The organism is Actinoplanes sp. TBRC 11911, from assembly GCF_012933445.1.
GTDB lineage: Bacteria > Actinomycetota > Actinomycetes > Mycobacteriales > Micromonosporaceae > Actinoplanes.
The window spans coordinates 464,127-482,855 of sequence record NZ_JABBNC010000001.1 but is presented as its reverse complement, the minus strand read 5'-3'; the positions used below and the strand labels follow the sequence as shown (position 1 = coordinate 482,855).

General features: G+C 69.4%; 16 protein-coding genes. 7 read left to right on the top strand and 9 right to left on the bottom strand.

The features are described from left to right. Positions 1 to 21: 21 nt before the first annotated feature. Entirely contained in the window at positions 22 to 576 is a 555-nt protein-coding gene (locus HH310_RS02045) for a Uma2 family endonuclease (RefSeq protein ID WP_169173618.1), read from the bottom strand. 697 nt (positions 577 to 1,273) lie between these two features. Between HH310_RS02045 and HH310_RS02040 the strand changes: the two genes are divergently transcribed. Beyond that, on the top strand, positions 1,274 to 1,537 hold the full coding sequence (locus tag HH310_RS02040; protein WP_169173617.1) for a hypothetical protein: 264 nt from the start codon (positions 1,274 to 1,276) through the stop codon (positions 1,535 to 1,537). A gap of 184 nt (positions 1,538 to 1,721) precedes the next feature. On the opposite strand, the gene HH310_RS02035 is transcribed toward HH310_RS02040, so the two are convergent. Further along, positions 1,722 to 2,261, bottom strand: a complete 540-nt coding sequence (locus tag HH310_RS02035) for a permease-like cell division protein FtsX (RefSeq protein ID WP_169173616.1) — start codon at positions 2,259 to 2,261, stop codon at positions 1,722 to 1,724. A 133-nt stretch (positions 2,262 to 2,394) separates the two neighbouring features. On the opposite strand from HH310_RS02035, the gene HH310_RS02030 reads away from it, so the two are divergent. Both HH310_RS02030 and HH310_RS02025 read left to right on the top strand, forming a co-directional pair. Beyond that, complete coding sequence (locus HH310_RS02030; protein ID WP_169173615.1) at positions 2,395 to 2,628, top strand: NfeD family protein; 234 nt, start codon at positions 2,395 to 2,397, stop codon at positions 2,626 to 2,628. A 14-nt stretch (positions 2,629 to 2,642) separates the two neighbouring features. Continuing rightward, positions 2,643 to 3,776 (top strand): flotillin family protein, encoded by a 1,134-nt coding sequence (locus tag HH310_RS02025; RefSeq protein WP_169173614.1) that lies wholly within the window; start codon positions 2,643 to 2,645, stop codon positions 3,774 to 3,776. Positions 3,777 to 3,798: 22 nt separating this feature from the next. Here the strand turns inward: HH310_RS02025 and HH310_RS02020 are convergent, their stop codons facing one another. After that, on the bottom strand, positions 3,799 to 4,446 hold the full coding sequence (locus tag HH310_RS02020; RefSeq protein WP_169173613.1) for a DUF4352 domain-containing protein: 648 nt from the start codon (positions 4,444 to 4,446) through the stop codon (positions 3,799 to 3,801). Positions 4,447 to 4,864: 418 nt separating this feature from the next. On the opposite strand from HH310_RS02020, the gene HH310_RS02010 reads away from it, so the two are divergent. After that, on the top strand, positions 4,865 to 6,373 hold the full coding sequence (locus HH310_RS02010; RefSeq protein WP_169173612.1) for a cytochrome ubiquinol oxidase subunit I: 1,509 nt from the start codon (positions 4,865 to 4,867) through the stop codon (positions 6,371 to 6,373). A 1-nt stretch (position 6,374) separates the two neighbouring features. Continuing rightward, a complete protein-coding gene (locus HH310_RS02005; protein WP_169173611.1) occupies positions 6,375 to 7,394 on the top strand; it encodes a cytochrome d ubiquinol oxidase subunit II in 1,020 nt (339 codons plus the stop codon). On the opposite strand, the gene HH310_RS02000 is transcribed toward HH310_RS02005, so the two are convergent. Both HH310_RS02000 and HH310_RS01995 read right to left on the bottom strand, forming a co-directional pair. Then, on the bottom strand, positions 7,323 to 8,297 hold the full coding sequence (locus HH310_RS02000; RefSeq protein WP_169173610.1) for a hypothetical protein: 975 nt from the start codon (positions 8,295 to 8,297) through the stop codon (positions 7,323 to 7,325). The two genes, HH310_RS02005 and HH310_RS02000, sit on opposite strands and share 72 nt — an antisense overlap. A gap of 14 nt (positions 8,298 to 8,311) precedes the next feature. Then, positions 8,312 to 9,304, bottom strand: coding sequence for a DUF4331 family protein (locus tag HH310_RS01995; RefSeq protein ID WP_169173609.1), 993 nt, complete (start codon positions 9,302 to 9,304; stop codon positions 8,312 to 8,314). A 333-nt stretch (positions 9,305 to 9,637) separates the two neighbouring features. Here HH310_RS01995 and HH310_RS01990 point away from each other — a divergent pair, with 333 nt between their 5' ends. Beyond that, complete coding sequence (locus tag HH310_RS01990) at positions 9,638 to 10,330, top strand: SprT-like domain-containing protein (protein WP_169173608.1); 693 nt, start codon at positions 9,638 to 9,640, stop codon at positions 10,328 to 10,330. 9 nt (positions 10,331 to 10,339) lie between these two features. Here HH310_RS01990 and HH310_RS01985 read toward each other — a convergent pair whose 3' ends face one another. Continuing rightward, entirely contained in the window at positions 10,340 to 12,457 is a 2,118-nt protein-coding gene (locus tag HH310_RS01985) for a DUF4153 domain-containing protein (protein WP_312033753.1), read from the bottom strand. A 114-nt stretch (positions 12,458 to 12,571) separates the two neighbouring features. Between HH310_RS01985 and HH310_RS01980 the strand changes: the two genes are divergently transcribed. Next, positions 12,572 to 13,969, top strand: a complete 1,398-nt coding sequence (locus HH310_RS01980) for an FAD-binding oxidoreductase (protein ID WP_169173607.1) — start codon at positions 12,572 to 12,574, stop codon at positions 13,967 to 13,969. Here the strand turns inward: HH310_RS01980 and HH310_RS01975 are convergent. The 3 genes from HH310_RS01975 to HH310_RS01965 all read right to left on the bottom strand — a co-directional run bounded on the left by HH310_RS01975 (position 13,959) and on the right by HH310_RS01965 (position 18,539). After that, entirely contained in the window at positions 13,959 to 15,206 is a 1,248-nt protein-coding gene (locus tag HH310_RS01975) for an MFS transporter (protein ID WP_169173606.1), read from the bottom strand. The genes HH310_RS01980 and HH310_RS01975 overlap by 11 nt on opposite strands. A gap of 61 nt (positions 15,207 to 15,267) precedes the next feature. Next, the gene (locus HH310_RS01970; RefSeq protein ID WP_248293556.1) at positions 15,268 to 17,538 is read right to left on the bottom strand and encodes a transglycosylase domain-containing protein; all 2,271 of its coding nucleotides are present in this window, start codon (positions 17,536 to 17,538) and stop codon (positions 15,268 to 15,270) included. 764 nt (positions 17,539 to 18,302) lie between these two features. Next, the gene (locus HH310_RS01965) at positions 18,303 to 18,539 is read right to left on the bottom strand and encodes a DUF5318 family protein (protein WP_169173604.1); all 237 of its coding nucleotides are present in this window, start codon (positions 18,537 to 18,539) and stop codon (positions 18,303 to 18,305) included. Positions 18,540 to 18,729 lie beyond the last annotated feature (190 nt).

Below are 18,729 nucleotides of genomic sequence, written 5' to 3'. Positions count from 1 at the left end.
CGGCAGGATCATCAGCGGCGACTACGACACATCAGGGGCCGAGGACAGCAGCCAGGCGAGCGGCCGAGGCCCACTGGGGTCCAGGTCGTACTCGTTCGCCGCCTTGTTCAAAGTGTGCCGGTACACAGCGGCCGTGCCATCGCGTTCGACGACCCAGTAACGCGGAATCCCGGCCTTTGCATACTCAGTTTTCTTGATGATCCGGTCAACAACTTCGGAACCGCTTGACACCACCTCGACGGCAAGCAGCAGCCCCGCCGTGCCGGCGTAACTCGACCGCGCCCGCTGCGGCGGCAAGCCCTTCGCCCACACGGTGAGGTCGGGAACTCGTCCGCCACCAACGTCAATACCGCAGTCCGTGACGACCTCGTCGGGGTCGTAGCCGTTCATCAGGAACCAGGCGAAAATCCGTGACACGAGCAGCGCATGCTCAGGATCCGCGGGCGGCATGACCGACAGCACTCCCTCGGAACTCAGTTCATATCGGTGGTTCTCGTCAGCGACAGCCATGCTGGCCAGGTCGTCCAGTGTCACGTGGGTCGGCATCTGCGCGCCGACAGCCTGAGCACTCATCATGCCTCCCTCCGTAGTGCCTCGGATGAGTCCCTGCGCCACCAACATACCGGTCGAGCCGGTCAGGTGCACCGACTGTCATCGCCTCCGAAATGACCGAACTCCCGCCGTGCCCGTAGGCGGCCGCCCCCAAGGCCGTGACCGGTCGAAGCTGCTCTCCATGATCGGCGGCTGCGCATGGCGGTCCACTTGGTCGGCTTGCCGAGCGTGACGAAAGTGATGCACAGTGTCTTACCGGTCAATCGTGCCTGAAGCCGGTCATGGAGCCGACCTCTCAGGATCGTTGACGCGACATCGGTATCCAGGGCTCTCCCTTTGCGTCCTGAGCTGCCACGATCCTCTCACGTGACCACGCATTGGCCGAGTCCGAGACGACGCCTCCGCCGGAGATCTCGAGGACCTGGGATGAGGGTGCCCCACTCCTGCTTGCAAGACGCAGTCGATGATCAGCAAACCCGAGAACCCCTCACGAGGCCATATTCCGCAGTTGTGACCTGGCCATTTGCGCGGGTAGTGGATCACCAGCGGTGGAAGGTCCAGCCGATGCTAAGCGCCGCGCGGTGTCTCGCGACGCCGTCAAGCGATTCGCTGTGCGGTCAGCGGCCGCGTCGGCTCGGCTTGAGCGACGCAGCGTCCCGGCAGGTTATGTAAGGTCGCCGGAAGTTGACCGGCTCCTGGCCGAGCGCCACCCACAGGCCTGATGTCGCTGTCGCCAGGGTACGGCGAGACGCCGATTGCCGGCGAAGAGTCGGACTCATTGACACCGCGAATTCGCGCTGCTCTTGGGGAGACGATTACCAAGGCTGCTGTTTACGACCTTGAGCAGGCCGTTCAGGCAGATGTCGCGATCGAGCTGGTGAATCTCGACAAAGGTCGCTATATCTCGCTGTTGCGCGAGTACGACCAACACCGGGACGCCCGGGAACTCGCCTCATTCATCGCTGTAAAGCCGTTCGGCAACTAGTCCGCTGCCCAGAAAGGCGGTGCCGCTCTTGTTTCCGGCGCGGTCGACCGGCGGCTTGACAGCCGAACGGCCGTCATCCCGAGCAAATGTAACTAGCGCTGTAACCACGCGGTGGGAAATGTAACCAGGCGCTGGTTACATTCATGTTCGCCGCTAACTGAGACCGGCTTCTGAGCTCGGGCGCTCAGCAGGCGATCTTGGCGCCTGGGCGGCCGGCGCGGGGGGTCAGGATCACCGTGTACTGGTCCATGCCGGGCATGGTGCGCAGCGGCCGGACCAGCCCGCAGTCGAAGTCGTCCCGGGACACCGTCTCGAGCTGGTAGGACTGCGGCAACGCGCTGGGGGTCACCCTGTCGAGCAGCTCCGGCTGGTCCTTAAAGGTCTCCTTGAATTTCTCGTACGCCTGCTGGCTCGTCTCCAGCCGCACGCCGCGGTTGCCGGGGATCGCCGTGAGCACCGCGTGGACGGCCTCGCGCTGCGCGTCGGTGACGTCTTTCTTGAAGTAGACGTAGACGGAGTAGTGCTGCACGGGCTGGTGCCGCCAACCGGTGAGCAACAGCCCGGCGAACGCCGCGCCCGCCCCGGCCAGCAGCGCCACCACGGTGAGGCTCGCGGTTACCAGCCAGCCGGGGCCGCGCCGGCGGGCGGGCGCGGGCGTCGGCTCCGGCTCCGGCGCGGGTGAGTCGGGGATCGGGAACGCGGGGGCCGGCATCGATTCGTCCACGACGGGGGAACCTATCGCATCGCGGCCACCAGATTTACGGGCAGCGCCGGTGGCGGAACGGGTGCACAATCTGAACTGCACGAGCCGCACCGCGCGTTGGCGCGCGGTGGCGGGCTATGCATGAGGAGCAGCGGTGCGCGGTCAGGCACTGGTCGGCAAGGTCGGCGTGGTGATCACGGCGATCCGGGGTGGTGACCGGGCCGGTGAGGTCCGGGTCGTGGCCCAGGGTGTTCGCCATCACTATCTGGCCTACGCCGACGAGCCGATCGCGGCCGGCGCGCACGTCCTCGTCATCCACTATCGCGGAGCACGCCAGGTCGATGTCGAACCCTGGGCGCCGATGCCCCACGACTCCACCATCGGCTGAGAAAGGCCACCACAGTGTTCGGTTACCGCGTACCCGCACCCAACGAGGCACTTCTGATCAGTGGACGTAAGCAGCGAGGCGCGGACGCGCTCCCGTTCAAGATTGTCACCGGGCACGGTGCGTTCGTGGCCCCGATCTTCTCCAAGGCGACCCGGCTGACCTTGGCGATGCAGGAGGCCGAGGTCGAGGAGGACTGTTATACGAAACAGGGCCTGACGGTCCGGGTGCAGGCCGTCATCGCGTTCAAGGTCGGCGACGACCACGAGTCGATCGCCGCCGCGGCCCGCCGGTTCCAGGGCGACCAGTCGCAGATGCCGATTCTGGTCGGCCGGATCTTCAGCGGCCACCTGCGCAGCATCATCGGCAGCATGACCGTCGAGGCGATTATCCGGGAGCAGCAGACGCTGGCCGACGCGATCGTGGACGCCAGCAAGATCGAGATGGCCCGGATCGGCCTGGACGTCGACTCGCTGCAGATCAGCCGCATCGACGACAAGGGCGTCGGCTACATCAAGGCGCTCGCCGCACCGCACCAGGCCCGGGTCAACCAGGAGGCCAAGGTGGCCCAGGCGGCCGCCGACCAGGCCAGCTCGATGGCCCAGCAGGAAAGCATGCGATACCAGGCCGAGTACGCCCGGGAGACCGCCATCGCCCAGGCCAAGTACCAGGCCGAGATCGATCACGCCCAGCAGACCGCCGCGCAGGCCGGCCCGCTCGCCGCAGCCCAGGCGCAGCAGAGTGTTCTCGTCGAGCGTTCGCTGGTCGCCCAGAAGAACGCCGAGCTGCGCCAGGCCGAGCTGGTCGCCGAGGTCGTCAAGCCGGCCCAGGCCGAGGCGGAACGGATCACCACGCTGGCCCGGGCGCAGGCCGACGCCACCAAGTTGTCCGCCGAGGCCGCCGCCGCCCAGGACCGCATAGCCCTGGATCAGCTCGTCATCCAGCAGCTGCCGGAGCTGCTGCGGGCCGCCGCGCAGGGTCTGCAGGGCGCCAACCTCACCGTGCTGGACGGCGCCGAGGGCCTCAACAGCGTGGTCGCCTCGCTCTCCGCCCAGGGCATGGCGCTGCTGGACGCGGTGCGTAAGGGCATGACCGCCCCGACGACGCCGGACGCGCCCACCGCGGTGATCGCCCACCGCGAAGCCGCCTGAGCGGACGGGCCGGGTGCCGTCGTTACTTCAGCGGCACCCGTACGCCCGGACTGGTCATCGACTCGTGCAGCTCGACCGACGTCAGTTTGCTGGCCGGCGGGACGTCGAACACCAGCTCGCCGGTCACCGTGTCGCCGGGGACGATGTCGTCCAGGAACTTCGGCTGGTCGGTGTTGGCGTAGGTGCCGGCCACCGCGTCCGCCGTGTAGTCGGCGCCGGTCGCGTCGGACGCCTTCTGCGGCATGGTGTCGAGTTTCCGCGCGGCACCGCCGACGTTCTTGATCGAGAGGTCGAGGATGCAGTACTGGCCCTGCGCCTGCCGCCCGAGCAGGTCGCCGCCCACCGACTTGGCGCCGCACTTCATGCCGCTGACCACGAACTGGAACCCGCCGTCGGTGGCGGGCTGGCCCATCTGCGCGGCGCCGGCGGTCGTACCGGCGGCGTCCGGATCCGCGTCCGATCCGCCGCGCACGAGGGTGAACAGGCCCACGCCGAGAACCGCCACCACGACGACGCCGCCGGCGATCCACGGCCATCGCCGCTTCTCGTCCGGCGGCGGCGGGGGCGGCGTCGGCTCCGGTGGCGCGGGCAGACCGTACGGATGCCGGCCGGTGTCGTACGGCTGGACGGAGCGCGGCCCGGGATATCCGGATGGTGACTGATAGGTCATAACGGGCTCCACGGACCGGTCGAGACCAGGATGGCGGCCGAGCCCAGTCCAGGACCCGTCCGCAAGGTACCCAACCGTGATCGATGTCACCACGCAGTGGGCCGAACCGGTGACTTCACGTCGGATGATCGGCTACTTAGGAGCGTCCCGGCGATGGATGGGGCTGGACGCGCTGGTCAGGACGGCGCCGCTCGCTCCGTACCGGTCCGCGACGATTTCCGCCGCTATCGACAGTGCGGTTTCCTCCGGGGTGCGGGCGCCGAGGTCCAGGCCGTGCCTGGCGCGGCCACCGCAACGCCCTGTGGGTCTTGGACGACCGTCACACCACCGGTGCCGCGCGCCGCGTTTACCCGATGCCCCGCCGGGGACTTCTGAGCTGCGGATCTGGCGCGCGACAGGGGAGGAGCGAGCAGACCCGATGGCCGATGGCGGATTACTTCTGCAGGCCGGCGAGGTGATTCCGGCGCGGGCGCAGATGGCGACCACGCTGGGGTACCACATCATCCTGGCCTGCCTCGGCATCGCGCTGCCGTCGTTCGTGCTGCTGGCCGAGTTCGTCGGGCTGCGGCGCAAGGACGAGACCGCCATGCTGCTGGCGCGGCGCTGGTCGCAGGTCATGGGCGTGCTCGTGGCCGTCGGCGCGGTAACCGGCACGGTGCTTTCGTTCGAGATGGGCCTTTTGTGGCCGGGCCTCATGCGCGACTACGGCGCAGTGCTCGGGTTCCCGTTCGGGGTCGAGGGTCTGTTCTTCTTCCTCGAGGCCATCTTCGCCGGGATCTATCTGTGGGGCTGGCGGCGGCTGCCGGGCTGGGCGCACTGGTGGTCCGGGGTGCCGATCGCGCTGAGCGGCGTCTTCGGGGCGATGTCGGTCATCGCGGTCAACTCGTGGATGAACCAGCCGGGCGGTTTCACCCGCGTCAACGGCGAGATCACCTCCATCCGTCCGTGGCGGGTGTTCTTCAACCACGCGGCGATCTACGAGATGCCGCACATGATCCTGGCCGCGTACATGGTCAGCGGGTTCATCGTCGCGGGCGTGTACGCGGCGGGCATTCTGCGCGGCCGCCGCGACCGGTATCACTACGCCGGGTTCGCGCTCGGGTTCGTGCCGGCCGCCATCCTGGCCCCGTTCCAGATCTTCGTGGGCGACACCGCCGCGCGCGCGATCGCCAAGGACCAGCCGGTGAAGTTCGCCGCGATGGAGTACGTGCCGCAGACCGCCCGCCAGGTTCCGGAGTGGCTCGGCGGGGTGTACGTCAACGGGCACGTGTACGGCGGCGTCAAAATCCCGTACCTGGACTCGTTGCTCGTGGGTTTCGCGCCGGGCACCCGGGTGATCGGCTGGGAGAGCGTGCCGCCCGCGGAACGACCGCCGGTGGTGTCGCTGATTCATCTGTCCTTCGACGTCATGGTCGGGCTCGGCTCGTTGCTGTTGCTGCTCGGCTTATGGGCGGCCGTCGAGTACTGGCGGCGACGCCGGCTGCCGCCGCAGCGCGTGTTCTGGTGGGCCGGGGCGGTCAGCGGGGTCGCGGCGGTCCTCGCGATGGAGAGCGGCTGGGTCGTCACCGAGGTCGGCCGGCAGCCGTGGGTGGTCTACCGGATGCAGACCACCGCGGAGGCGGCCACCACCAACGGCGGCGTCGTCACCAGCCTTTCCCTGATGCTGATCCTGTACGCCGTACTGGCCGTCGCCACGATCGGCATCTTGCGCGGGCTGGCCCGGCGGTGGGGCCGTGGCGAGGGCGAGCCGGTTCCCTACGGGCCGCCCGACGGCGAACCAGACTCATACCAGCCGCCGCGCGTCGCGCCGGAACCCGCCGCCGGGGGCCTGGGCTCGATGCTCGCGGTGAACGCGGTGCTCGGCGCCGCAACCCTCGGGATCGTGCGGACGCTGGCCCGGCGCCGGCGGCCGGGAAAGGGCGACTGAGATGGCCGGCGACGCGGTAGGCGGGATCCTGCTCGCCTCGGTCACCCTGTACGCGCTGTTCGGCGGCGCGGACTTCGGCGGCGGGCTGTGGGACCTGATGGCCGGCACCACGGCGCGCGGCGCGGACCCGCGCACGCTGATCGACGAATCGATCACCCCGGTGTGGGAGGCCAACCACGTCTGGCTCGTCTTCGACCTGGTGATCTTCTGGACCGCGTTCCCGCATGCCTTCTCCGCCGTGATGGTCACCTGTGCGCTGCCGCTGTGGCTGGCGGTGGCCGGGATCGTGTTGCGCGGCGCCGGGTTCGCGTTCCGCAAGGAGCTGGGCGGCCTCTCGCTGCGGCGGGCGGCGGGCGCGACGTTCGCCGTCTCCTCGCTGGTGACCCCGTTCTTCATGGGCACCGTCATCGGCGCGATCGCGACCGGTGCCGTGCCCGCCGACCCGGATCGGGCCAGCCTGTCCGCGTGGACGAGCCCGACCGCGCTGCTTTCCGGGTTCCTGTTCGTCGCGGCGTGCGGATACCTGGCGGCCGTCTATCTGACCCGGGAAGCGGCCGTGCGCGGCGACTGGAAGATGCAGCGGTACTTCACCGTCCGGGCGCAGATCGCCGCGATCGTGGCCGGGGTGCTGTCGCTGGCGACCCTGCTCGTGCTGCGCGACGCGAACCCGGCCATGTACGACCGTCTCACCGGACGCGCGCTGCCGTTGGTCGTTCTCGCCGGCGTCTGCGGGCTGGCGGTCTTCGTGATGCTGGCGGCGGACCGGCTCCGGGGCGTTCCGGTGGTCGCCGCCCTCGGGGTCGCGGCGGTGGTCTGGGGCTGGGGTGTCGCCCAGTATCCGGTGCTGCTGCCCGGCACCACGCTCACGCTGAACGACGCGGGTGCGCCGCACGGGACGCTCGTGGCGACCATTGCGATCGCCATCACGGCGGTGGTGCTGGTGGTGCCGTCATTCGCCCTTCTGTTGGTGCTGCAAGGGCGCCGGCTGCTCGGGAGCGGAGAGAGTAGTACCCGGCCGTGAGCTTCCGATGCGTTGGGCCAAGCCGACGAGCAGCACCAGCGTGAAGGCGAATGCCACCCAGGTCCACACGCGGGCGAACTCGACGATCCCGCCGATGCCCGCGACCGCGCCGACGGTGAAGCTGCACGCCGCGTACATGCCGATCGGGAAGGCGGTGGCCCACCGGCGGAGGTCGAGATTCGGCCGTGGCCGCAGGATCTCGACCACGATCAGGACCGGCAGCCAGGCCATGGCCACGCACCACAACACCAGGGTGCCGACCGTCAGCGCGTGGTGGTGCTGCGGGAACACGCCGAGCGTGGCCGCCGCCCGGGTGGCGCTGGCCGCGGACAGGGCCGAGATGGCCAGCGCCCCGCCGAGGATCCAGTGGTCACCCCGCCCGGTGAGCAGCTGCCGCGGGTCGAACCGGGCGGCCGCGAACGTGTAGAGGCACAGCCCGAGCAACACCAGAAGGAACGCGGCGACGCACAGCCACCGCGCTCCGAAGGGGACGGCGAGCGTGCCGCTCAGCAACGCCACGGAATCCGCCGAAACACTGACCAGGAACGAGATTCCCACCGTCGGGGTCGCCCACCGGCGCAGTACCGGCCCGGACAGGGCCGCCCACCCGACCGCCGTCAGGACCAGCAGCGCGGCCGCCACGGTTCGCTGGCCGCCGAGGGCAAGCCGCGTGCCGAGCGCGGCGGTCGCGGCCACGATCGTCAGCACCGCCGGTGGCGCCGCCTCGCGCCACAACCGGCCGTAGTGAACCGCCAGCGGTGGCGCCAGCACGACGGTCAGGAACACCCACACCGCGGCGGTGAACCACATCATGATCACGGACAGCACCCGTTGGTGATCGTTGAGGAGGTTGATCGACAAGACCCCGCAGGTCATCACGATCGTCCACGACGTGGCCGGCACGCGGCCTCGGAGCGTCACGCCCCCGGGTAGCGGTTCGGCGGGCCGAGGTAGGGGAACTCCTTCAGCATGTCGTCGTGCGGCTGCAGCCCGTCGGGCCCGACCTTGCCGTTGGTCAGCCAGGCGAAACGGGCGCTGAACACGTCGTCGGTCAGCGCGCGGCCGTTCGGGTAGCCGGCCGGCTGCGAACGGTCGTACCGCAGGATGTCGGGCAGCACGATCAGGGCCGCCTTCTGCGCCTCGGCCGGCGAGTAGCCGTTGCTCTCCAGCAGCTTGGACCACAACTCCAGGTAGTTCGCCAGGTCGTCGGACGGCTGCCGCAGGTTGTACTCGTTCTTGACGTTGTTCGGGTTGATGAACGGGTTGATCGTCGGGTGCCCGCCGCGATCCACCTGGATGATCTCGCCGTCGCGCCGCACGCCGACGGTGGCCCACAGCCCGATCGCCGAGTGGACGCTGAGCATCTCGTTCGGGACCTCCAGCGCGATGGACAGGATGTTCCGGTCGGCGAACGCGTCCTGGCCGGTCCACCGGAAGCCGTGGAAGGAGCCGTCCGCGTCGGCGAAGAACGGGTCGCTGCGCACCCCGATGAACAGCCGGATCGGGCCGGCCTCGACCGGCTCCGCGCCGGCGTCAAAGCCGACCGGCACGCCGCTGATCAGCACCTGGCCGACGGCGTCGGGCTCGCGGGCCTGGCTGCCGGTGGCGAAGTACGCGGTGCCGGTCTGCCTGCCGTCCTTGAACTCGGAGAAGATGAACGTGAACGCGGCGTCGGCCCGCGAGTCACCGTCGGTGTCGATGTTGATCCGGTAGATGCCGTCGGGATGGAACTCCGATTTCATCAGGAACGGGGGCATCGCGCTCATCCCGGTCGTGTACGGGTTGAGGTCGATGATCAGGACGGTCTTGCCGTGATCGTCGGGCGAGGTGAAGGCGTACAGGTCGGTGAAGTCCAGACGTGCGTCGTCGCCGGGGAACCGGAGATTGGCCGCGCTGTAATGGTTGGACATGGTGGCTCAGCTCTCTGCATGATGAAGCCGACCTCGCCAGAGTGCCCCTCGACGTGCGCTTTCAGGCCCGGGAGTCTCCCTGGTCGGTGCGGCGATTTGGGGGCGAGCGGGCAAGGGGTTCCGCCTGGTTCTGACCGGTGGCGCTCGGGTTTGTTGATCGGGGCTGGCGTCTCGCGGTGCCCAATTCGGAGAAAAGCCGCATTCTGCTCGCGTCGTGCGCGCTTTGTTCGCGCCGGGGTGAGCTAGATCCAAGTCGCGCGTCCGGGCCATCGGTCTCGCGGCCCGCGTGGCACCATCGTCTGGCATCGTGCGAGTCGACGGGGAGCGGCGGGGTTGGAACTGACCAAGGCGAGACGGCTCGCTTCCGACCTGATGGCGCGTCACCGGCTGACCGGCTGGCGCCTGGTCTTCGACAACGCCAAGACCCGCGCCGGGGTGTGCCGCTTCGACCGCAAGGAGATCGGTCTCTCCGGCCCACTGATTTCCCTGTACGAGGTTGAGCAGGTCACCGAGACGGTGCTGCACGAGATCGCACACGCCCTGGTCGGCCCGCGCCACGGACATGACCGTGCCTGGCGGGCGACCGCACGCCGGATCGGCGCCTCGGGCGAGCGATGCATGCCGCCGGACGCGCCCAGCGTCGAGGGACCGTGGGCCGGGGTGTGCCCGGCCGGTCACCGCACCACAGCGCATCGCCGGCCGATCCGGGTCAAGTCGTGCCGCGACTGCTATTCCGGGTTCAACACGTCCGCGATCTACACCTGGTCACATCAGGGGCTTCCGGCGCCGATGGACCCGCGTTACGAGGCCGAGCTGGCCCGCATCCGGGCCGGCCGGACCGCGCCGGGGCCCGCGCCGATCCCGCTGCAGATCGGCGAGCGGGTCCGGCTGACCGGCACCGGCCGCTACGCCGACCTGTCCGGCACCGTGGTCAAACGCGGACGCACCCGCTATCACGTCCAGACCCGGGCCGGGCTGCTGAGCGTCGCGTTCACGGCCGTGCAGCGCGTGCCACCGACCGGCTGAGCGGGCTGCTCAGCGGCGGGTCTTGGGCAGGTCGAACTGGTCGGCGGCGCGGCAGTCCGCGTGGTTGCCGACCGCGTTCGGGCCCAGGTCGGCGAGCGCCTTGCGGGCCTGCGAGCGGCCCAGGTTCCAGGCGTACCACGGGTCGGGCTTCGCCAGGTCGTCGGCGATCCAGCTCAGGGTGCACCGGCGTACGGGATCGGGCAAACGAGTCAGAGCGGGAGTCGCGTCGGCGGACAGGGCCCGCAGATACCAGGCGTCGATCTTGCCGGCCTGTTCGTAGCGGACGATGTTGCGGTCGGCCGCGTAGTTCTCCGGGTCCAGGACCGCGAGGCCGAGCAGCATCAGCACGGTGAGCCCGACGGTGGCCCGCGGGATCCACCGTCCCCGCCAGCGCACACCGGCCGCCGCGATCATCACGAAGACGACGCCCAGGAGCAGCTCGAACGACATCACGAAGATGCGCTCCCCGGTGAAGCTGTAGACCTTCTGGTAGGTCCACATGCGGGACAACGCGGACGCCACGATGACGACGCTGAGCCCGCAGAGCAGGCCGAGCAGGATCCGGAGCAGGAGCCGTTCGATCGGGCGGTCGCGACGGGCCCAGCGAGCCACCGCGCCGAGCACGGCGACGGTCAGCAGCGTGACGGCGACCAGTTGCCAGAAGCCGCTGCGGGCGTACTGCGCGTAGCTGAGGCCGGAGGTGGTCAGCACGTGCCGGCGCCCACCGAACAACACCGCGAACTGCACCACCACGAAGCCGACGAAGAGCAGCATCAGCGCGGAGGTGGCCGGTGCCCACTCGACCAGGCCGAACCGGCGCCGGCCGTCGGTGTCCAGGCTGGAGGTCGTGGGCGGGGCCGACAGCGTGTAGGTGCCGGCCACCGCGATCAACGCGCCCATCACCGCCAGGAAGATCCAGCTGAACACCGACCCGCCGTCGAGGTCGGGCACCGCCCGGCCGAGCAGCGTCGAGAACGCGACGTCGGCCGACGACAGCAGCCCGCCGAAGATGAGCAGCACCAACAGGGTGAGGCCGATCGAGAAGCCGACCCGGCGGGCGATTCCCGGGTTGTGCGTGGCGTGCAGGTGGTTGCGCACCCACGGCAGGCCGCGGACCGCCGCGTACGGGACGGCCACCGCGCTGAACAGGATGGACCGGATGCCCCGGCCGCCCACGACGGCCAGCGCCGAACAGCCGAGCGCGCCGAGCACGCTGAACGTGACCAGCCACCAGGCGTTACGGAAGGCCGGGATGGCAAGGAGCGCGAGCGCCGCGGCGGCGAAGCCGATTCGGGTCCAGCGCTCGGATCGTTCCAGGACGGCGGTGCGCCGGACGGCCGCGACGATGCCCGCGACCAGGACGAGCCAGCCGAGGAACCAGCCGATGCCGGAGCGGGTCAGCGGCACGAAGATGGCAAGGCCAAGCGCTCCGGTCAGCACGGCGGCCGGGACGGCACGGCCCTTGGCGGCCGACGGGCCGCGCCAGTGCTTGTCCCGCCAGGTCTGCCACGGCGTCGGGGCCGGGCGATATGGGCCGGCGATACCGATGGTTACCGGAGGCGGTATGTGGATGGCGGCGGCGCCGCGGTCCTCCCACGGCCTCGGGGGTCGCGCGCCGGCGGCCGGAACGGCAGTCGCGCCGCCGTTCGTCGGAGCCGGGACGGGGAATGTCGCCGCGCCGCCGTTCGCCTGGGCCGGGACGGTTGTCGCTCCGTCCCCGCTGGCGTCCGCGGGCCTTGCGGCGACGGGGTTCGCGGGCGTTGTGGCGACCGGGTTCGCGGGCGTTGTGGCGACGGGCTTGGCCGGCTTTGCGTCGCCAGCCTCCGCCGGCTTTGAGGTGGCGCCCTCCGCCGGCTTTGAGGTGGCGTCCTCCGTCGGTTTTGAGGTGGCCTCTGCGGGCTTTGGGGTGGTCGCCGCCGGGGCTTGCTGCGGCACCGGAACCATCGGCAGGAACACCGCGTAACCCTGCGTGCCCGGCGCGATCTGCACCGGAATCGCCCACGCCGGCTCGCCGGCACGCCCGGGCCAGACCATGGACGGGATCGCCGGGGTCGGCGGCATGACCAGCAGCTGGGGCGCCGGCTCGGTGTCCGAGGCAGCTCGGTTCACCGGTGGTGTCTCGGCCACGGCACTCTCCTCTTTCGATGGGTCCGCACACTGTAGGGCTTGGCGTCGAGATCGGGCGGCCCGGTCGGGCACTTCTGCTTGACCTCTTCACATAACGGCGGAGAATGCGAATCCGTGCGGCCCGATCTCACGGCTCTTCGCCAGGACTTCCGCGGCGACATCCGGTCCGAGTACGACCCGGGCTATGAAGCCGCCCGCGTCCTGTTCAATACCCGGATCCGCACCCGGCCCGCGGTGCTGTGCCGATGCGCCGACACTCGGGACGTGGTGACCGCGGTGCGCTTCGCCCGCGACGCCGGGCTGCCGGTGGCCGTGCGCGGCGGCGGCCACCACGCGAGCGGTTTGTCGCTGGTCGAGCGTGGACTGGTCATCGACGTCGGCGGCCTGCGCGGCATCGCCCTCGACCGGGACGCCGCCGAGGTCACGGTTGGCCCCGGCGCCGGCTGGCGGGACATCGACGAAATCACGTACGGGGAAATCTCGGTCGATGGTTTTGACGGGGTGCCGTCCGGTTGGGCGGTGCCGGGTGGTGAGTGCCCGACCGTCAGTAACGCCGGGTACAGCCTGGGCGGGGGATACGGGCTGCTGAGCCGGCGTTTCGGGCTGGGCTGTGACCACATCGTCGAGGCGGAGATGGTCGACGCCGGCGGCCGGGTGCTGCGGGTGACCGAGGACGAACACCCGGATCTCTTGTGGGCGCTACGCGGGGCCGGTGGCGCGGGTTTCGGGGTGGTGACCCGGCTGCGATACCGGCTCGACCAGGTGCCGAAGACCGTGGTGGGCGGGTTCATCAGCTGGCCGGTCGCGCAGGCGGAGGACGTGTTCCGGATGTACCGCGACCTGTACGCGGACCGCGACGACGACCGGCTGGCGCTGTGCCTGCTGCTCGGCACCGACCCGTATCCCGACGGTGACGCGGCGATCACCCTGTACGGGCTGTACGTCGGTCCGCCCGCCGAGGCCGCGGCCGCCCTCGCGCCGGTCCGCTCGTTCGGCAAGCCGTCGGCCGATACGTTCGGCGAACTGTCGTATCTCGAGCTGATGCGGGCGCTCGGCGAGGAGATTCCCTACGGTCTTCAGTCGCGGTGGCGCGGCGGCTATTTCCATGACCGAGGGTTTGACGACGATGCGTTCGGCACGATGCTCGAGCACTTCGCGCGGCGCCGCTCGGGATACTCGATGATCCGCCTTGACCTGCTCGCGGGCGGCGCCATCGCGCGTGTGCCGGCCGACGCCACCGCGTTCGTCCACCGATCGGCGCTGCATTACGTGTCGGTGGTTTCGTTGTGGCAGGACGACGCGGACACCGCCGCCAACGTGGCCTGGGCCGACGACCTCGCCGGGGCGCTGGGCCCGCACCTGACCGGTGAGGTGTACCAGAACTACGCCGACACCGAGCTCGCGGACTGGCCCAGCGCCTACTACGGCACCAACTATCCGAGGCTGCGGGGGATCAAGCGGCGCTACGACCCGGACGACTTCTTCCACCACGCGCAAAGCATCAGGCCGTAGCGGCCACGAGGTCGCCGTTGCGGGGTGTCCGCTCGATCCACGCCACGATCGGCCCGATCACGACCGCGCACACGCCGAAGAACGCACCAACGACCCACCAGCCCCAGCCACCCGTGGTGATCGCCAGATAGGTCATCGCGGCCGGTCCGACCATGGTAAACAGGCCGCCGACCGACTTGGTCGCACCTTGGTACGCGCCGCGCTGCGCGGCCGGCGGCACCTCGGTCGCGAAGAACCATTGCGCCGCCGACATCCACAGCTCGGTCGCGGTCGTCAGCATCACCGCGGCGGCCAGCACGGCCACGGTCACCCAGCCGTGCGTACGCCCGGTCACCGCGATCACCGGGCACGCGATCGCCGTGGCCAGCGCCGCCCAGCGGGTCAGCCGCACCGATCCGGGCAGGCTGTCGGCGCCGCGGGTTGCCCGTACCTGCAGCAGCACGGCCATCACCGTGTTGAGCGCGATCAGGCCGCCGAGCACCGGCCGGGGCGCGTCGGTGCGGGTGACCGCCCACAGGGGAATCAATTCGTTGAGGACGTTCTGATTGAGCCAGAGCATCCCGATGACGGCGGCCCACGCCGTGTACGGATGGTCGCGCAGCACGCCCCACGGACTGGGTCGCCGTCCCGGAGCCCGGTCCACGAGCGCCTGCGGCATCCGCATCACGACCAGCGTGTTGACCGTCATGCCGGCGGCCGCGACCAGCACCAGACCAACCAGAGCCCACCGGGTGCCGATGGCCAGCGCGCCGGCGGCCAGTCCGGCGCCCGCGGTGAAACCCACATTGAGGTACGCCCGTACGAACGCCATGGTCCGCACCCGGATCTCCGGGGGCACCGCCGCGGCCGTGTAAACGTTGCGGCCGGCGTTCGCCAGGGTCTCGCCGACGGTCACCACGCCGAGTGTCACGAGGAACGCCCAGAACGTGTGCACCAGCGGGTATGTCACGAAGGCGGCCGCGGCCAGCAGCGATCCCAGCGCCCAGGTGTGCCGGCCGCCGATCCGGTCGGCGAGGTGGCCGAACGGCAGCGATCCGACCAGCGACAGGAGCCCGGCGAACGAGAAGCCGATCCCGATCGCGGTCGGCGACAGCCCCGTGTACAGGCTGAAGAACACCACGCTACCGGCCACATAGGTCCCGTTGCCCAGGCCGTAGACCGCCGACTGGGCGGCCAACGTCCGGGGCAGACCGGGTGGAGGCAATACTTTCGCGACGAGTCCCCGTAAACCATCCATCGATGTAGGGGATCAGATCATTGCCGTACGCCTCAACCCGGTTTCCGGATCTTGCAGGTCCTTATCCCGTTGGTTGGAGCCCGTTGGTTACCGGCCCGTTGCCCGGCAGGTCGTTCCCACCGGGGATCGGGCCGCCGTTGTTCCCGCCGCCGTTGTTCCCGCCACCGCCGTTATTGCCGCCGCCTCCGTTGTTGCCGCCACCGCCATTGTTGCCGCCGCCGCCGTTGTTACCGCCTCCGTTGTTTCCGCCTCCGTTGTTGCCGGGGCAGTCGCCGACGAAGCCAAGCACGCACTGCTGTTGCGGCTGCTGCGGCTGCTGGACGGGCGGGGGCGGGGGCTTCTGGCCGTTCTGGAACTGGCTGTCCGGGTCACCGGTCTCCACCCGCTTGGGGAAGGACTCGTTGGACCAGCCCATCGCCTTCGAGGCGGTGTCCAGGAACTTCTTCCAGATCTCCGCCGGTTCGTCGGCGCCGAACATGTTGTCCTTGCCGTTCTTCTCCTTCAGCTCGATCTTGTTGTGGGCCGCGCCGACCCAGACCGTGGCCGCGAGTTGCGGGATGCCGCCGACGAACCAGCAGTCACCGCTGCCCTCCTTGTACTCCCACGTGCCGCTCTTGGCGATTCCCACCCGGTCGTCGGCCAGGTCGCGGTGGTCGGCGTCGACGATCTCCTTCATCACGCCCTCGAGGTTGGACATCTGGTCGGCGTCGAAGACCCGGTTACCGGCCTCCTTCTGCTGGCCAACCACCTGGGTCTTGCCCGTGTCGGCGTCGACCTCCTTCACCGTCTTGATGAAGTGGGCCGCATGGTGCACGCCGTCGTCCACGACCGTGGCGACACCCTCGGCGTGCTCGAGCGGAACGAGACGGTACTGGCCGAAGGCGACCTCGTTGTCGAAGTAGCCCGACGACAGCCACGTGCTCTGGTTGGTCTTGCTCAGGTCGACCAGCTTCCCGGCGTCGGTGTACATGTGCGTGACGCCGGCCTGCTCGGCCGCCTGGATGACCTTCTGCCGGCCGATGGCCCGCGCGATGTCGTAGAAGGCGAAGTTGTACGACTTGATCGTCGCCTGCTCGAGTGTGCAGTCCTTGATCCCACCATGGCCGAGACAGGTGATGCCCGGGTCCTGGCCCGCGTTGCTGATCGGGGTGCCGTTGGTTTTCGGCTGTGTGCCGTCCCACCGGGTGTCGAAGGAGATGTCGTTCTTCAGGGCCGCCGACAAGGTGTAGATCTTGAATGTCGAACCCGGTGACACACCACCGATGATCTTCGATCCGTCGCCGGACAGATAACCGCCGTAATCCGTGCCGTTCGGATCGTCACCGCCGTAATAGCCGAGCACCTCGCCGTTACTCGGGTCGATACCGATGACGGTGGATTGGTATGACGACGGCCGACCGTGCAAAGGGGACGTCTTGCTCAGCCGCGATCCCGCTTCCTCGGCGGCCTTCTGCACCTTCGGGTTGATCGTCGTGGTGATGGTCAGGCCACCCTTGTCGAACTGCTCCTGGCTGATGCCCATCGTGCTGAGCTCGGCCCGGACATGCCGGATGATGATGTCGACCGGCTTGTTCAGCGACGTGTCGGCCTTGCCGGAGCTCGGCTTCTTGATGTCGGTGGGGTACTTCCGCTGGTCGTACTGGGCCTGCGTGATCCACCCCATCTCCAGCATGTTCTGCAGCGTGTACTGCCAGCGGTCCTGCGCGCCGCTCTTGTTGTAGTTCGGGTCGTAACCGCCGTACGAGCTGGTGGGGTATGGCTGTTTGATGATCGAAGCGAGAACCGCCGCCTCGTACGGGGTGATCGCGTTGGGCTGGCCGGCCGGGGTCAGCACCGACTTGCCGAAGTAGCCCTCGGCCGCCGCCTCGATGCCGTACCGGCCCTCGCCGAGGTCGATGTAGTTCAGGTACAGGCCCATGATCTGGTCCTTGGTGTACTTGGACTCCAGCTTCTGGGCAACCACCGCCTCGCGCAGCTTACGGTTGATGCTGATGGCCTTGAGGTCGGCCACGTGCCGCGCGTACTGCTGGGTGATCGTCGACGCACCCTGCGTCTCGCCGCCGGTGACGTCGTTCCACGCGGCGCGGGCGATGCCCTTGAAGTCGAGGCCGCCGTGCGTGTAGAAGTTCTTGTCCTCGGCCGCGGCGACCGCGTGCTCGACCACCTTGTTTATCTTCGGCTCGGGCACGACGGTGCGGTTCTGGTCGCCTATTTTGGCCAGCGTGTTGCCCTGCGCGTCGAGGATGACGTTGGCCTGGTCCTCGCTGACCGGCGGCGGCAGCGCGACGTCGTCGAAGAAGTAGGTGCCGCCGACCACGCCGGCGCCGACCATGATGACCAGGATCGCCGACGCGGCGGTCAGGATGTTGATGCGGCGGCGGCGTTTCGCGGCCTTCGACTTGTCTTTGCGGCCTCCGCGACCGCCGGTGGGGGGTGTGCCGTTGCCGGGTGTGCCGCCGCCGGGCGGGACGGTGGCGCGAGCGGCGGCGCGGCCGTGGCGGGCGCCGCCTACTGAGGCGCTGCCGACGGATGCGCTGCCGACGGATGCGCTGCCGACGGATGCGCTGCCTACTGAGGCGCTGCCTACCGAGGCGCCGCCGACGGACGCGCTGCCTGCCGCGGCGCTGCCCGCAGAGGGGCCGCCGACGGAGGCGCGGCCGGGTGAAGCCGATCCTGCGGCTCGCCCGGGTGTGGCCGATCCTGCGGCCCGCCCCGGTGTGGCCGATCCTGCGGCCCGCCCGGGTGCGGCCGATCCTGCGGTTCGCCCGGGGGAGGCCGAACCGGAGCCGCCGGCGGGGGAGGTCGATCCCGAGGCGCGACCAGGGGAAGCTGACCCGGAGGCGCGGCCAGAGGATGCCGAGCCGGAGACACGGCCGGGGGAAGCCGAGCCGGAGGCACCGCCGGGCGAAGCCGAGCCCGACGCGCGGCCCACCGGCGCGCCGCCGGTCGACGCGCGGCCGCTGGGGCTGCCGTTCGCGTCGGGCGTGGGGCGCGCGGATCCGGAGTGTCGTGAAGGCTGCCCGGAGTCCGGGCCGGAGCCACCGACCCCGGGCACGCTGGCGCGGCCACGCGAAGACTGCGGATCACCGTTCGGGTTCATGCGGTCACACCTCGGTCGTACGGGCGTACGCGGGAAGAGACTTGGTGGCGCTCTCGACGGCGACGCCATAAGCGGAGAACGGCCGGATTACGCTTGTCGGGCGGCACGGCGGCAGTTTTCAAATGTGTCGAGATATCGTCGGGCTCGACCGTCCCAATGCGACTGGTGTGCAGGTCACGCGGCACTGCTCGGTTCTGTAAGGAATAGTCGACGACCTGCCACTGGATGCGCATGGCGAAAAGAGTACGCGGTGATCCACGAAGGGCGAAAAGCGTCACGCAGAGTGCTGTCGTCGATGCTTAGCCATAAAGATCTTGCGTAATTTCGCGGCCTGCGATGTATCGGTCCGCTACATTCCGTGCGCGCTTTGAGGTTCCGTTGAGGTTCCTTTGATCTGAACCATTTCGACATTCGTCTACGTTG